General features: G+C 38.7%; 16 protein-coding genes. All 16 read left to right on the forward strand.

Annotated features, from left to right (window positions below; all coding sequences use genetic code 11):
* Position 1 precedes the first annotated feature (1 nt).
* The 16 genes from ABJN95_RS02530 to ABJN95_RS02605 all read left to right on the forward strand — a co-directional run bounded on the left by ABJN95_RS02530 (position 2) and on the right by ABJN95_RS02605 (position 15,859).
* Positions 2-427 carry an acyl-CoA thioesterase gene (locus tag ABJN95_RS02530; RefSeq protein ID WP_348368418.1) on the forward strand — a complete coding sequence of 142 codons (426 nt, stop codon included), beginning with the start codon at positions 2-4 and terminating at the stop codon, positions 425-427.
* On the forward strand, positions 420-1,568 hold the full coding sequence (locus ABJN95_RS02535) for a beta-ketoacyl synthase N-terminal-like domain-containing protein (protein ID WP_348368419.1): 1,149 nt from the start codon (positions 420-422) through the stop codon (positions 1,566-1,568). The genes ABJN95_RS02530 and ABJN95_RS02535 overlap by 8 nt, the downstream gene beginning before the upstream one ends.
* A 55-nt stretch (positions 1,569-1,623) precedes the next feature.
* Positions 1,624-2,685 carry a methyltransferase gene (locus ABJN95_RS02540; RefSeq protein WP_348368420.1) on the forward strand — a complete coding sequence of 354 codons (1,062 nt, stop codon included), beginning with the start codon at positions 1,624-1,626 and terminating at the stop codon, positions 2,683-2,685.
* Positions 2,686-2,691: 6 nt separating this feature from the next.
* A complete protein-coding gene (locus tag ABJN95_RS02545; RefSeq protein ID WP_348368421.1) occupies positions 2,692-3,276 on the forward strand; it encodes a 3-oxoacyl-ACP synthase in 585 nt (194 codons plus the stop codon).
* 5 nt (positions 3,277-3,281) lie between these two features.
* The gene (locus ABJN95_RS02550; protein WP_348368422.1) at positions 3,282-3,539 is read left to right on the forward strand and encodes a phosphopantetheine-binding protein; all 258 of its coding nucleotides are present in this window, start codon (positions 3,282-3,284) and stop codon (positions 3,537-3,539) included.
* 145 nt (positions 3,540-3,684) lie between these two features.
* On the forward strand, positions 3,685-4,887 hold the full coding sequence (locus ABJN95_RS02555) for a beta-ketoacyl-[acyl-carrier-protein] synthase family protein (RefSeq protein WP_348368423.1): 1,203 nt from the start codon (positions 3,685-3,687) through the stop codon (positions 4,885-4,887).
* Positions 4,884-5,951 carry a beta-ketoacyl synthase N-terminal-like domain-containing protein gene (locus ABJN95_RS02560; protein WP_348368424.1) on the forward strand — a complete coding sequence of 356 codons (1,068 nt, stop codon included), beginning with the start codon at positions 4,884-4,886 and terminating at the stop codon, positions 5,949-5,951. Before ABJN95_RS02555 ends, ABJN95_RS02560 begins: the two co-directional genes overlap by 4 nt.
* Positions 5,945-6,721: a polysaccharide deacetylase family protein gene (locus ABJN95_RS02565; protein WP_348368425.1), complete on the forward strand. Its 777-nt coding sequence runs from the start codon at positions 5,945-5,947 to the stop codon at positions 6,719-6,721. The genes ABJN95_RS02560 and ABJN95_RS02565 overlap by 7 nt, the downstream gene beginning before the upstream one ends.
* Positions 6,714-7,331, forward strand: coding sequence for an outer membrane lipoprotein carrier protein LolA (locus ABJN95_RS02570; RefSeq protein ID WP_348368426.1), 618 nt, complete (start codon positions 6,714-6,716; stop codon positions 7,329-7,331). The genes ABJN95_RS02565 and ABJN95_RS02570 overlap by 8 nt, the downstream gene beginning before the upstream one ends.
* Positions 7,312-7,914, forward strand: a complete 603-nt coding sequence (locus ABJN95_RS02575; protein WP_348368427.1) for a hypothetical protein — start codon at positions 7,312-7,314, stop codon at positions 7,912-7,914. Before ABJN95_RS02570 ends, ABJN95_RS02575 begins: the two co-directional genes overlap by 20 nt.
* A complete protein-coding gene (locus ABJN95_RS02580; RefSeq protein ID WP_348368428.1) occupies positions 7,915-8,508 on the forward strand; it encodes a porin family protein in 594 nt (197 codons plus the stop codon). It abuts the gene before it with no gap.
* Positions 8,509-8,877, forward strand: coding sequence for a 3-hydroxyacyl-ACP dehydratase (locus tag ABJN95_RS02585; protein WP_348368429.1), 369 nt, complete (start codon positions 8,509-8,511; stop codon positions 8,875-8,877).
* Positions 8,878-9,366: a hypothetical protein gene (locus ABJN95_RS02590; RefSeq protein WP_348368430.1), complete on the forward strand. Its 489-nt coding sequence runs from the start codon at positions 8,878-8,880 to the stop codon at positions 9,364-9,366. It begins immediately after the preceding gene.
* A 101-nt stretch (positions 9,367-9,467) separates the two neighbouring features.
* A complete protein-coding gene (locus tag ABJN95_RS02595; protein ID WP_348368431.1) occupies positions 9,468-10,637 on the forward strand; it encodes a DUF2062 domain-containing protein in 1,170 nt (389 codons plus the stop codon).
* Complete coding sequence (locus ABJN95_RS02600; protein WP_348368432.1) at positions 10,630-14,319, forward strand: MMPL family transporter; 3,690 nt, start codon at positions 10,630-10,632, stop codon at positions 14,317-14,319. The genes ABJN95_RS02595 and ABJN95_RS02600 overlap by 8 nt, the downstream gene beginning before the upstream one ends.
* Positions 14,309-15,859, forward strand: a complete 1,551-nt coding sequence (locus ABJN95_RS02605) for an NAD(P)/FAD-dependent oxidoreductase (protein WP_348368433.1) — start codon at positions 14,309-14,311, stop codon at positions 15,857-15,859. The genes ABJN95_RS02600 and ABJN95_RS02605 overlap by 11 nt, the downstream gene beginning before the upstream one ends.
* Positions 15,860-15,869: the final 10 nt, after the last annotated feature.

Below are 15,869 nucleotides of genomic sequence, written 5' to 3' on the forward strand. Positions count from 1 at the left end.
TATGAAAAAGAAAATCAGTTTTACCAGCGACGTTCGGGTACGATTCACAGAGACCGACCCATTGGGCATTGTATGGCATGGCAACTATATTCAGTATTTTGAAGATGGCCGCGAAGCTTTTGGCCGGCATCATGGTATTTCATATTTAGACCAAAAGAAACACAACTTTAGCACGCCCATAGTAAGGTCAAGTTGCGAGCATAAATTACCGCTAAAATACGGTGATGTGGCTACTATTAAAACTACATATGTTGACTCTCCTGCAGCTAAAATGGTTTTCAGATACGAGATTTTGAATCCTGACGGAGAAGTGGTTTGTACTGGGGAAACAGTTCAAGTTTTTGTAGAACTCTTTGGGGAAATGTCTCTTGAGATTCCCGATTTTTTTCGAGAATGGAAGCAAAAAGTAGGTCTTTTAGATGAGTAAGGTTTACCTCTCACATAACAATATTACCTCTTCCTATGGGTTTGATAGTGCTTCCGCGATCAAAAATATCAGGGAGGAGATTGCTGCCTTACAACTAGTTCATGACAAGAACATTCTGCCAAATCCCTTTTATTCTTCTCTAGTTCCACAGCAGAAGCTTCAAGCAAAATACCAAGAGCTTCATCCAAAAGAAAGGCATACACGACTTGAAAAAATGCTTTTGGTTTCACTCGCCAATACCATTCAAAAGTCTGATTTGACATTAACCGACCGCGTTGGGCTCATCATTTCCACCACAAAGGGAAATATCGACCTCCTAGAAGGTGAAAGCGATTTTCCTCAAAAGCGGGCATATCTGGGGGCTTTAGGAGAAAAAATAAAATCCTTTTTCGGTTTTCAATCCGATGCCATCGTATTGTCAAATGCCTGTGTTTCTGGTATTTTAGCCGTAGCGGTGGCCAAACGTTTTATCAATCAGGGCGCGTTTGACCATGTTTTTGTTGTTGGCGGTGATTTGGTAACTGAATTTATTTTATCTGGGTTTAATGCCTTTCAAGCCCTTAGCGATATGCCCTGTCGCCCTTATTGTAAAACCCGTTCCGGTATTAATATCGGCGAAGTTGCTGCAAGTGTTTTGGTCACCAAAGACGCTAGCAATTTAGTCGATGAATCAGTACTATTTGCAGGGGAAGCTTCTTGCAACGATGCGAACCATATTTCTGGCCCATCAAGAACAGGAGAAGGTTTGCATCGAAGTGTAAACTCAGCATTAAAACAAGCGGCCCTTAGGGCTGAAGACATCGATTATATTTCGGCTCACGGTACGGCAACCTTGTTTAATGACGAGATGGAGGCGATTGCTTTTAACCGCTCAAGATTGCAAGATACCCCGCTAAATAGTTTAAAAGGATACTTCGGCCATACCCTTGGAGCTTCCGGACTACTAGAGGCCATTATCGGTATGCATTCCCTAAAGGAGAACACACTATACGCTTCCCTTGGTTTTCAAGAACTAGGTGTTTCGAAGCCCTTGAATATTATCGAAAAAACTACCTCAAAAGAAATCAAAACCTTTTTAAAAACCGCTTCTGGCTTTGGAGGTTGTAATACCGCAGCCATTTTTAAAAAAGTTAGCGAATAACTTCTTAAATTCGCCCAGCAAAAAAAACGTAAACGAGTTCATCAAGAGAAGTACGATGTCAAAAAAACCAATGAAGGCATTTGATGCATTACAACAAGCTCAAAAAATTGCCTTTGCCCCGTTTGTTTTCCAAACCACAGTATCACTAAGAAATTTAGGAATCTTTGATTTTATCTTTGATAACAATGCCAAGGGCGGGGTTACTATTCAAGAAATTTCGAAAGGTACTTCAGTAAGCGAATATGGATTAGGGGTACTATTAGAAATCGCCGAAAGTGCTGATATTGTTAGCAAGGATGAAGCACAAAAATATGAGTTGACCAAAATCGGTTATTTCTTGAATTACAATCAAATGACCTCAGCTAACCTCAATTTCACTCAAGACATTTGTTATAAAGGCTTGGCACATCTGCAAGAATCTATTGCTACCGGAAAACCTGCTGGATTAAAGGAATTAGGTAATTGGCCCACTATTTATGAAGGGCTATCGCAATTGACGCCTAAAGAACAAAAGTCATGGTTTGCCTTTGACCACTACTATTCCGATGAAATATTCGAGGAAGCATTGGAAACCGTTTTTAAGAAGAAGCCGAAACTTCTGTTCGATATTGGTGGTAACACAGGGAAGTTTGCCAATCTATGTTGTAGCTATGATGATGATGTTGTCGTTCGTATTTTCGATTTGCCTGGTCAGCTTTCCAAAGCACTTGAAAATGCCAAAAACAAAGGTTTTGAAGATCGCATTTCGGGCACTGAAATTGATTGGTTGTCTGATAATCCGCAAATACCGGCTGGTGCCGACACCATTTGGATGAGTCAATTTCTAGATTGTTTTTCTAAAGAAGAGATTCAAAAAATATTGGGCGTTGCCGTCAGTGCTATGGATGACGAAACCGAGTTGATAATTATCGAAACCTTTACCGATCGTCAGAAATTCGGTAGTGCAAAATTGACGCTTGAGGCCACTTCCTTATACTTTGCGGCTCTGGCCAACGGAAATAGTAAAATGTACAATTCTGAAGAATTCAAGGCTTTGGTTGAAACTTCGGGCTTGACCGTCGAAGCGGATCACAAAGTAGGAGAATTTCATACGATGTTCCTTTGTAAAAAGAAGTAATACCTATTGAACTACGAGCACTACATACAAGGGTATTGCCATATTAGGAATAATCATATTTCCTTAAATGGAGACTTCGTGTACAAAAGTGATGATGCCCCTTTTTCAGAGTTTATTAAGGCAGCTTATAAACATCTTGAAATTGACTATTCCAAGTTTTTTAAGATGGATAATCTAAGTAAACTTGCCTTTTTGACCGCGGAAGTTCTCCTTAAAGATGAGACCGAAAAAAATATCGGCTTGGTACTTTCTAATAAAGCCGCAAGTCTCGATACCGATAGGAAGCATCAGGAATCAATTAAAAATTATCCAAGTCCCGCAGTATTTGTCTATACCTTGCCTAATATTTGTTTGGGAGAAATCAGCATCAAACACCAATTGCACTCAGAAAATAGTTTTTTTGTTTTTGATAAGTTTAATGCAGAATCTTTACATACCTACGCCAATAGTTTGTTAGCTGAAAATAAGTCGGAAAAAGTACTCTGTGGCTGGGTAAATTTTGACAATGAAAAATATGATGCTTTTTTGTACGTTGTTGCTAAGAAGGGTACTTTTGTACATTCTATAGCCGAAATAAACCGATTATACTAGACCCAATGAGCGAATTGAAATTAGAACTAAAGGAAAAAATTATTGAGCAATTGAACTTAGAAGATATTGCTATCGAAGAAATAGCCGATACAGATCCACTTTTTGGCGAAGGACTTGGACTTGATTCCATAGATGCTTTAGAGCTTATTGTAATGTTAGATAAAGACTACGGTATCAAACTGGCAGATCCTAAAGAAGGTAGAAAGATTTTTGAATCTATTGATACGATGTCGGCCTATATCGATGCGCATCGCAGTAGATAGATTAGCTTTCCAGAAATTTGCAAAACATTCTACAAACCGCAGTATGTCTCTTGTAAATTTTCCCTCCAAATCCTATTCGATATTCGTATTTTTGAACTAGAACTCGCTTAACCGGGTTTTTTAATTCAATTCAGTCGACAAACGAATGAGCAAAGGCGTTGCAATTACGGGTATGGGAATTATTTCTGCCATTGGAAACAATGTACCGGAAAATTTTCATTCTCTTGTTTCCAGTAAAGCAGGTATTTCTAAAATATCGCATATTGATACCATTCACGCCAATGAAATTATGGTTGGTGAAATCAAAACGACCAACTCCGAATTCGAAGCACAACTCCAACTTGAAGAAAACAGCTATTCCCGTTCCCCGCTTTTAGGAATCATCGCCGCAAACGAAGCTATCGCCAAAGCCGGAATTACGAATATCAACGACTATAAAACCGGATTGATTTCGAGCACCACTGTTGGGGGCATGGATAAGTCGGAACAATATTTCTACGAATTTTTTAATAGCAAAAACCATTGGCAACATATCAATGGTCTTCACGCCGGTGATTCTACCAAAAAGATAGCCGAGGCTATTGGATTGCAAGAAAGCTTTGTAACTACCATAAGTACGGCATGTTCTTCAGCGGCTAACGCAATTATGTTAGGGGCGCGAATGATAAAATCGGGTCGATTAGACAGAGTGGTTGTTGGTGGCACCGATGCCCTTTCAAAATTTACTATCAACGGATTTAAAACCTTAATGATTCTTTCCGACACCTACAATACGCCTTTCGACGAAAACAGAAAAGGGTTGAATTTAGGAGAAGCCGCTGCGTTTTTAGTATTAGAATCAGAAAACATTGTCGCAAGCGAAAATAGGGAAGTGCTCGCCTACGTAAAAGGTTACGGCAATTCGAACGACGCATTTCATCAAACCGCATCTTCTGAGAATGGAGATGGTGCCGTTTTGGCTATGGAAAAAGCGTTAAAAGTAGCCGGCCTGAAACCTGAAGATATCGACTATGTGAACGCTCATGGTACAGCCACACCCAACAATGACCTTTCTGAAGGTAGGGCGATGTTGCGCATATTTGGTGAAGGGAAAGTACCTGACTTTAGTTCGACAAAAGCATACACAGGTCATACTCTTGCTGCTGCCGGAGGCGTTGAAGCTGTATATTCAGTTTTAGCATTGCAAAACAATCGCATCTATCCAAATCTGAACCTCAAAAAACACATGAAAGAGTTCGATTTACGTCCGCAAACAAAAGTCATAGAAAAAGAGATAAAACATGTACTGTCTAATTCATTTGGTTTTGGTGGTAATTGTTCAACCCTAATAATTTCAAAAGAGGCATGAGCAAAGCCGTTTACATCAATAGTATAGGTTCTGTTTCGGTTCAAAAGACTTTTGACAATTCAGAATTTTTGGATCAAATAACTCCGTATAACGACACAGTGGCCAGTGTAATTGACCCTGATTACAAGGCCTATATTCCTCCGGCGCAAGCACGTCGAATGGCAAAAAGTATTAAGATGAGTACCGTCAGCTCGCAAACGGCATTGCAAGAAGCAGGTATAGCAAATGTAGATGCCATCATAGTCGGAACAGGATTAGGCTGTATTGGTGACTCAGAAAAATTTGTAGGTGATATTATCGACAACAACGAACAGTTTTTAACCCCTACCCGATTTATTCAATCCTCGCACAATACGGTTGCAGGGCAGATAGCCTTAGGAATCGGTTGCAAAGGTTATAATTTTACCTATGTACATTCGGCAGTATCGTTTGAATCTACACTAATTGATGCCAAAATGCAGTTGGAGAATGATGAGGCGAAAAACATTTTAGTAGGTGGTGTTGATGAAATGGTCAAACATCACGTTGATTCACACCGTCTGATAAGTCATATTAAATCTGAACCAGCAGATTCTTCAAACTTGCTGAAATCAAATACCAAAGGTTCTGTGATGGGAGAAGGTTCTCATTTCTTTGTACTTTCCAATGAAAAACAAGCGTCTACTTACGGAGAACTAGTTGGGGTTGAGTGCTACAACACGATAGCGAGAGAAGATCTGACGAAGAAAATAGTATCCTTTCTAAACGAAAATCAAACTTCGATAACAGCTGTCGATTTGATTATTCTTGGTAATAATGGCGATGTTGACTTTGACGGATATTACGATGATTTATGCTCAGGAATTTTTATAGACACACCTCAGGCATATTATAAACATTTATCGGCCGAATTTGATACCGCATCGGGTTTTGCCTTTTGGCTGAGCGCCAAAGTGCTTAAAACCCAAACAATTCCAGATGTAATAAAATTGAATCAACTGAAAGCATCAAAGCTGCAGACCATTTTGATTTACAACCAGTATCGAGGAGAAAACCATAGCCTCGTGCTGCTTCGCAAATGCTAAGGCGAAACGTCATAAATGCTACTGCTGTAATTGTATTGGTAGCTTTAGCCATTTCGAGTTTCTTTACTAACATCTCCTGGTGGTCATTTGTTCTTGTTGGCTTCATTTGGTTTTTGATGACTCTATTCGGCTCTTTTTTTATTCGATGGAATTATCATTTAACATCGCTTCACGCTAACAAAAAGACCCGACAACCTCATGTGGCCATAACCTTTGATGACGGGCCACATCAAGAATTTACACCCAAAGTGCTAGACCTTCTTAAAAAACACAATGCCAAGGCTACATTTTTCTGTATAGGGCAACAGGTTGAAAGACGTCCTGAAATTTTGAAACGCATTCTTGCTGAGGGTCACCTCCTTGGCAACCATACCTATTCGCATTCCAAATCATTCGGATTTTTCAGCACTGAAAAAGTGATTTCTGAGATGGGTAGCACCATTCAATTGATAAAAGATTTAACTGGAAAAGAAATGCTGCTCTACCGTCCGGCTTTTGCCGTAACCAACCCTATGATTGAAAGGGCCGTAAAACATCTAAAAGTAACCAGCATAGGATGGAATGTACGCTCTTTAGATACTACTGCGCGTTCCGAAAAGATGATTTTAAAGCGTATTCTTAGGAAGCTTTCCAAAGGTGATATTATCCTACTGCACGACACCAGCCAAAAGACGGTAAATGTTTTGGAACAGTTATTGTTATTTTTGAAGGAGAAAAATCTTGAATCAGTCACGGTAGACCAACTTTTACAGATTAAGCCTTATGCGTAAATTAGTTTATATCTTGTTCTTTATGGTTTTGGCTGTACATGCCCAAAGCAAAATGAACACTTCCGAAGCCAATGCTTTAAAGGCAACGGTAAAGGCACTTTCCGATGAAACCAGAACCATAACTGCTGATTTTGTTCAGTATAAACATCTCGATTTTCTATCAAACGATATAAAATCTGAAGGGAAACTGGCTTTCAAGTCTCCATCGATGGTAAAATGGGAATATGTAAAACCTTTTTCCTACTCCGTGTTATTCAAGAATGAAACCTTGTTCATCAACGACAATGGTAATAAGAGCAATATGGATATGGGTTCGAACAAAATATTCAAACAGTTAAATCAACTCATAACCGCAAGCATCAAAGGAGACTTATTTGATGCATCGGAATTTGAAGTTTTTTACTTTAAGAATGATGAAAATAGCGAGGTTCATTTTAATCCGAAAGATAAACAGTTTGCGGAGTTCATTCAATCCTTTCACATTACATTCAATGATAAGGGCGAGGTACAAGAAGTGAAAATGATAGAGCCCTCTGCCGATTACACACAGATTATCTTTAGCAATCGTGCTACGAACAAACCTCTTTCTGATGCGGTATTTATGCAGTAGCATTCTAATGCTGCTTCTTATTTCTTGTGCTTCCTATCCAAAGAAAAACGGATTCACAGTTCGTGAAGTGCGAAATATTGAAAATCTTTACTTCTCAGATACCTCCAAAGACTATGTTTACAAAGCCAATATTGAAGCTTTCGGGAATTCCTTCGGCGGAATCTTTATCATAAAAAAATTAGGAGACGAGCATCACCGAATCGCTTTTACCACTGAGTTGGGAAACAAAATTTTTGATTTTTCGTTTCAAGGCGAGGATTTCAAAGTCAATCATATCCTCAAGGATATGGATAAAAAGATACTAATTAATGTTTTAAAAAATGACTTTCAGGTTTTGGTAGCACAAAATCCTTTCATAGAAAAATCGTTTCAAAAAGACGACGACTTTATTCAGCAAGCTAGTTTACACCATAAAACATATTATTATTTTTTAACCGAAGAAAAACTAAAGAAGGTGGTTCGCGTCGGCAATGGCAAAGAGAAAGTTGTCTTTTTGTTTTCAGAAATAAATGATAACATTGCACAACAAATCCGAATCTCACATCAAAACTTTAAGCTTAACATTGCGCTAAAAGCCCTATAAATGAAAAACTGTATTCTTTTAATTGGAATTTTGTTCTTCGGCAGTATTTCTTTACTCAATGCTCAAGCCAGGCCTGGAATTAAACTTGGCGTCAATAATTCAAACCTGAGCAATACAACCCTAGAAGATAAGAAAGATCTTTATATTGGTGCCTTCGTAAACATTCCGTTGGCCGACTATTACGCGCTGCAACCAGAAATTTTATATTCGCGCCAAGGAGGAACCTCTAATTCGACAGAATTCGGTGATGTAAACATCAACTATATTGCCGTCACCGCGGTAAATAAATTCTATGTTAGCCCAAATAAAGGCTTTCATTTTATCATAGGCCTAGGTCTTGATTTTAATGTAAGTAGCGACTTAAATATTTTGTTCGGATCTAATAATGATGCATTCGAAATCAGTCCGGTCGATCTTACGTTCACCGGTGGCATCGGCTATGAATTTGGTTTTGGCCTTATTTTAGAAGCGAGATACAAGCAAGGGGCAATTAGTACCGATTTCTTTGGAAACAGAGATTTATTCGAGGAAGACGGCAGTCAATTAAATTCGGTAATTCAGGTTGGTCTAGGGTATAAATTTAAAATTAAGTAAATGTTGATAGAAGGCTTATATACTTTACAATCAATGGAACGCAATGACCAGGAAGTAAATGCCAAGGTTCAGCTTCACAAAGAACACGATGTTTTTAAAGGTCATTTTCCGGGAAATCCAGTGATGCCAGGCGTTTGTATGATTCAAATGATTAAAGAAATTACAGAAAAAGCGACTGGGGAAACACTGTTTTTAAACATTGCGTCCAACGTAAAGTTTATGGCAAAAATCAATCCTGAGGAGAACGAACTGATTGATTTGAATTTGAAGATTTCGAGAGAAAGTGGCACTATAAAAGTAAAGAATGTTACTTCTTACGACCAAACTATTGCTTTAAAGTCAAGTATCACGTTCAAAATAGTATCGTAAATGCGATTGTTATGCGTCCTTTTTCTTTTCATTTCTCCCTTTTGCCTTTCGCAGGAATTGGAAGAATTGCGGATGGAATATCCGAAAGCAAATTCAGACGCCGTAGTAGCCAATACACTTTTCCAAGGACTGTCGTCTATAAGCAAAACAGACAACAAGGTACTTGTTGCCTATAAAGGAGCCGTTACAACACTCAAGGCCAAATTTGCCAAGCGTATAAAAGACAAAAAAACCTTTTTTAAAGAAGGAGCCCAACTGTTGGAACATGCCATTGCTTCAGAACCCCAAAATCTAGAAATTCGCTGCTTGCGCTTAGGTGTTCAAGAAAACTCCCCCAAAATAGTGGGCTATAAAGATAGTATTCAAGAAGACAAACAATTTCTATTAAAACACTATAAAACCACTACAAACAAGAGCGTTCGTAAATTTGTGAAAGGTTATGTGCTGCTTTCTAAGGTCTTTAGCGAAGCTGAAAAGCAGTTGTTTTAGGTTTTACAATCCGTATCTTTGAAGTTGAATAAAGTCCTAAATCGTTAAGGATTTGAACCAAATTGCCAGTGCCGACCCAGACCTCAAGAATCCAGAGTCAAATGGAGCAGTTGAAATGCTGTGTACTAATTCCTACCTACAATAATCACAAGACCTTAGCCAAAGTAATTGATGGCGTTCTGGCATACACTAAAAATATAATTATTATAAACGACGGCGCTACCGATGCTACTGCCTTGATTTTAGAAAGCTATGCTGAACTAGAACAAATACACCTTCCACAAAACAAAGGAAAGGGTAATGCCTTGAAACTAGGGTTTCAAAAGGCAGTCGATCTTGGCTATGATTTTGCCATTACCATTGATTCTGACGGACAACACTTTCCAAAGGACATTCCTATTTTTCTCGATGCTCTAGAAACCGAAACAAACAAAAACGTAATTTATATTGGGTCGAGAAATATGAATCAAGATGACGTACCGGGCTCCAGTAGCTTTGGTAATAAATTCTCTAATTTTTGGTTTTGGTTTGAAACAGGTATCCGACTAAAAGATACGCAGAGTGGTTACCGATTATATCCCTTGCGGGAAATTGAAAAATTAAAGCTGTACACACCAAAATTCGAATTTGAAATTGAGGTTATTGTAAAAGCTGCATGGAGTGGAACCTTGGTAAAAAATCTTCCCATACATATTTCGTATGACGATGCCGAACGCGTTTCACACTTTAGAAAAATACCAGATTTTGCTAGAATTAGCGTATTAAACACCTGGTTTGTACTGGTAGCACTGTTTTGGATAAAGCCAAGAGATTTATACCGTAGATTTCGCAAAAAAGGCTTTCGACGATTTGTACGAGAAGATCTCTTACAGAGCAGTGATTCCCCAAGAAAAAAAGCACTTTCTATAGCCTTGGGCGTAGGTATTGGTTTAAGTCCTTTATGGGGTTTTCATACGATTATAGTGCTTTTCCTAGCTGTTTTATTAAAGTTAAACAAGGTCATAGCATTTGCATTTTCGAATGTGAGTCTGGCACCCTTTATCCCATTTGTGCTCTATCTAAGCCTAAAAACGGGAGCTTTTATTACCGGCGAAGAATTGATTTATACCGTTGATGAAATGGTAGATAATTTAGGCTTTATTACCCATCTTAAAACCTATATTATCGGTAGTATAAGCTTGTCAATTGTAGCTTCCACTATCTTTGGATTTCTGGGGTACCTTATCCTCACAGTTTTCGATAGAAAAAAAATAGCTCTCAACAATGGGTGATTTCTTGTATAAGACATTCCTATTTATTCAAAAAAAAAGATGGGCAAGCGCCATTATACTTTCACTTGTCGTAGCGGCCCTCGGTAGTATAGCCTCTAAAATTCAATTTGACGACGACATCACCAAACTTATTCCGGCAACAGAAGATTCGAGAAAAATTCAGAAAGTTCTAAAGTCCATCGCCTTTACCGACAAAATCATCGTTACTATCCGACGACAAGGTCAAGGCACAGTTACCGACTTAACCAGTTACGCCAGTGCATTCTTAGACAGTCTTGAGCAGACCAAAAAAACCTACATCAAAAACGTACAGGGAAAATTAAACGATGAAGACCTTCCCAATACCCTAAATCTAGTTTACGAAAATTTGCCCCTTTTTTTAGACCCTCTTGATTATGCTCAAATTCAGCGAAAACTATCCGAAGATAGTATCGCTAAAATTACCGCTCAGAATTATCGCAATTTAATTTCACCATCAAGCATCATCACCAAAAATACAATCCGAAAGGACCCCTTAGGCATTTCTTTTATAGCACTTAAAAAATTGCAACAACTAGGTATTGGCGATGACTTCAAACTCAAAAACGGATTTCTTTTGGATAAAAAGGAGCAGCATATTCTACTCTTTCTTACCCCAACCCATGGTTCAAGGGAAACCGACAAAAATACCGCTTTAGCCGAAAAACTATATGAACTACAAGATGTATTAAATGCTTCATATGAAGGAAAAATCAAGAGTGAGTATTTTGGTACGGCCCTAGTCGCAGCAGCGAATGCTGCGCAGATTAAGCGTGATATTCAGCTTACAGTAAGTATCGCCTTGACATTACTACTCGTTATTTTGATCTTCTTTTACCGAAAGTGGACCACCCCCCTGATCTTATTTTCACCAACTATTTTTGGTGGTTTACTGGCGATTGCCTTTCTGTATATCTTCCGAACCAAGATTTCAGCAATCTCGCTGGGTATTGGTTCTGTTTTATTGGGAATCACCTTGGATTATTCTCTCCACATTCTAACGCATATTCGAAACGGAAATTCTTTAAAAAGTCTTTACCAAGATATTGCACCTTCTATAGTAATGAGCAGTTTGACGACGGCATCGGCTTTTTTATGCCTATTGTTTCTCGAGTCTCAAGCCTTACAAGATTTAGGCATATTTGCGGCAACAAGTGTTTTCGGAGCTTCCATATTCGCGCTTGTTTTTATTCCGCAAGTGTATAAGACCACAGCAAAAAGGAGCTCAAAAAACACCATCTTAGACCGCATTGCAAGTTATGACCTACATAAAAACAAATGGGCTATCGGTGGTTTGGCAGTACTACTTGTTGGCAGTCTTTTTACCTACCGAACCGTTGTCTTCAATCAAGATATTGCCCAACTGAACTATGAGTCAGAAATCTTAATCGCTGCCAGAGAACGCTTGGAAAAATTGACGGATATCGGATCGAAATCAATTTATTTATCTACCTATGGTGAAAATCGTGAAGCCGTTTTACAACGTAACGATTCACTTTTCTTACAACTGCAGAAGTTAAAGGCCAAGGGTGAAATCGTGAGCTATAACTCTATTGGTGCCTTAGTGCGTTCAGACAATGAACAACGTGCAAAAATCAACAAATGGAATTCCTTTTGGAGCACTGATATGATTCAAAGAACGAAACAAAATCTAATCGAAAGCGGAACCGCATTCGGTTTTAAAGAAAATACCTTTGACGAATTCTATGCGCTTCTGGAAGCTGATTTCAAACCGCTTAAAATTTCAGAATTTGATGTAGTTTCTTCATTCGCCTTGGATGATTTTATAGTTGCCGATGCTACTTCCACTACAATAACTTCCTTAATAAAAGTGAAAGATGAAAACTTCGAAAAAGTGAAAGCGGTTTTTGCCAATACACCACAGACCCTTTTAATCAATCGCAAGCAGGTCAATGAATCGTTTCTGGGCAACCTAAAAAAGGACTTTAATAAGCTTATTAGCTATTCGCTTTTAGTGGTTATCTTAATTCTGTTGCTTTTTTATAGAAGTCTGTCATTGACTTTGATCACAGTCATTCCCATCTTCCTGACCTGGCTGTTGACCATTGGCATAATGGGTCTTCTCAATATAGAGTTCAATATTTTTAATATTATTATCTGTAGTTTTATTTTCGGTGTAGGTATTGACTATTGCATTTTCATTACCAATGGACTGCTCGCTGAATACCGAACTGGCGTAAAGGCACTTTCAACACATCGTACATCAATTATTCTATCTGTAATTACAACAATTCTGGGCATTGGGGCGTTGGTGTTTGCTAAGCATCCAGTGCTATATACCATTTCCGTTGTTTCTCTCATAGGCATTCTTTCTGCCGTTTTGGTTGCCTTTACCATGCAACCATTATTGTTTCGTCTGTTTGTTGGAGGCACTACTAAAAGACCTATTTCTCTAAGAGTACTTGTCTTATCGCTCTTGTCATTTGGCTATTTTGATTTAGGAGGTTTATTGCTTTCGCTCTATAGTTGGATCGTTCTGAAATGGAACCCGAAAGCCTATTTAAAAAAACAGCTGACACTCCACAAAGTGACTTCGAAATTCATGAAATCGGTACTCTATACCAATCCTTTCGTTACAAAAAAAATACGAAATCCACATAAGGAGACCTTTGAAAAGCCAGCAATGCTTATTGCAAACCATACTTCTTTCTTAGATATTTTGGCTATGGGCATGCTGCATCCAAAACTCATCTATTTGGTAAAAGACCACGTCTATAATTCGAAAACTATAGGAAGTGCGGCCAAATTACACGGGGCTTATCCAGTTTCGGGAGGTATCGAAAACGGAGAAACATTCTTAAAACACAAAGTAGATCAAGGGTTCTCTATCATTGCTTTTCCAGAAGGTGCCCGTTCTACTAGTAATAAAATAAATCGTTTTCACAAGGGGGCTTTTTATTTGGCTGAAAAATTGGAATTGGATATACTTCCTGTTATGATTCACGGAGGTTCTGAAGTTTCACCCAAAAACAGTTTTATCATTCGCGATGGTGATTTTACCCTTGAATTGTTGCCCAGAATCAAAGCCGGAGACCCATCATTTGGGGCTTCCTATAGCGAGCGTCCGAAACAAATTGGCAGGTATTTCAGAACAGAGTTTCGAAAATTCCGAATGGAACTAGAAGGCGAGACTTACTGGCATAAATTGCTTTTAGAGAATTACCGGCATAAGGGAGATGACATATACAAAACGGTAAAGACCAATTTAAAAGACAAGGCAAACACTTATAAGACGATTTTAGAATTGGTTGGAGAAAAAGATAAGATCATTCATCTTTCCAAAGACCAAGGTCAGCTCGATTTACTCTTAGCACTGGATTCTATTGACCGAAAAATTTACAGCTATTTAGAAGATGAGAACGCAAGGGCTATCCTAAAAAATAATTACCTGACGCACCAATACAGCAAAATCACTGTTGTAGATTCTGTAATGAAAGCATTCGAACAGCGGGCCAACGTACTTATTGCAAACCTTAATTTTTTTGACTCAGATCAGTTTGAAAACTACCTAAAAGATGAAATTAGTATCTTAATACTGCTCAAATCGAATATAACCAAAGCTTGGGAAATCGCAATACCAAAGGGCTTTGTCATAGACACACAAAACGTTGATTATAGCATCTTAAAGCGACATGACACCTGAAATGAAAGACCATTACGACATAGTCATCATCGGCAGCGGAATGGCCGGTCTAGTGGCGGCCAACATTATGGCTCGTGAGGGAAAAAGTGTATGCGTATTGGAAAAAAATAACCAATACGGCGGCAACTTACAGACCTTCGTACGAGAGCGTACTATTTTTGATACAGGCGTGCATTATTTGGGCGGACTTTCGAAAGGTCAAAACCTGTATCGCTATTTTGACTATCTCGACATTCTCGATGGGCTTCATTTTAAAAAGCTTAACGAAGATGGCTTCGATATTATCACATTCGACAATGATGAAACAGAATACCCTCATGCTCAGGGATACGAGAATTTCGCCAAGAGTTTGACGGCTCAATTTCCTGAAGAAGAAGATGCAATTCGTTCCTACTGCAAAAAGCTGAGAGAGATCTGTGGGGAGTTCCCGTTGTACAATCTAGAAGTGGGGAAGCCCTATCAAAATAACGCGGAGATTTTTCAACAAACCGCAAAAACATATCTTGAATCAATTACCAAAAACAAAAAGTTACAATCGGTTTTAGCCGGTTCAAATCTGTTGTATGCGGGAGAACCTGACAAGACGCCAGTTTATGTGCACGCACTATCGTGCAACTCCTACATTGAAAGTGCCTATCGCTGTGCAGATGGAGGAAGTCAAATCACCAAATTACTTATCCGCAGGCTGAAGGAAAACGGCGGCGAGGCCTATAAACATCAGGAAGTGATTGATTTTACATGCGAAGAAAAAAAAATAACTTCGGTTACTACCAAAAAAGGAGAAACGATAAAGGGTGATATCTTCATCTCAAATATAGAGCCTAAGACCACACTAAAAATGGTAGGTGAGGAGCACTTTAGAAAATCGTATAACAGTCGTATTCAAGACTTGGAAAGTACGATTTCGGCCTTTAGCATTCACCTTGTTCTCAAACCAAAAAGCTTTCCCTATATCAATAAAAACTACTATCATTTTAAAGATGCTACACGGGTTTGGCAAGGTCATGAATACACAGAAGAAAGTTGGCCAGAAACCTACATGGTTTCTATGGGGGTGCGAAAAAACCAAAATGAATGGGGAGACCAACTTACGGCTATTACCTACATGCGTTATGAAGAAGTCGCTCAATGGGAAGATACTTTCAATACCGTTGCAAACAAAAACGATAGAGGTCAAACCTACGAGCAATTTAAAAAAGCAAAGACCGAAGTTTTCCTAAAAGAACTAGAAAAGAAGTTTCCAAATATCCGTGAATGCATTCAATCCGTATATACATCGACGCCCTTGTCGTATCGTGATTATATTGGGTGCAATCAAGGTTCGATGTACGGTTACGTGAAAGACGTAAACAATCCTTTACTATCGTTCATTTCACCGCGGACAAAGATTCCAAATTTGTTCTTCACCGGCCAAAGTTTGAATATGCACGGAATTTTAGGCGTAACCATCAGTGGCGTTGTAACCTGCTCCGAAATACTAGGAGGAGCATATCTTGTGAATAAGATCACAGCAAATGAAAAAATAGCAAAATCTCTATAAACAATAAGAC

The sequence above is a fragment of the Maribacter sp. genome (assembly GCF_039974175.1).
Classification (GTDB): domain Bacteria; phylum Bacteroidota; class Bacteroidia; order Flavobacteriales; family Flavobacteriaceae; genus Maribacter_C.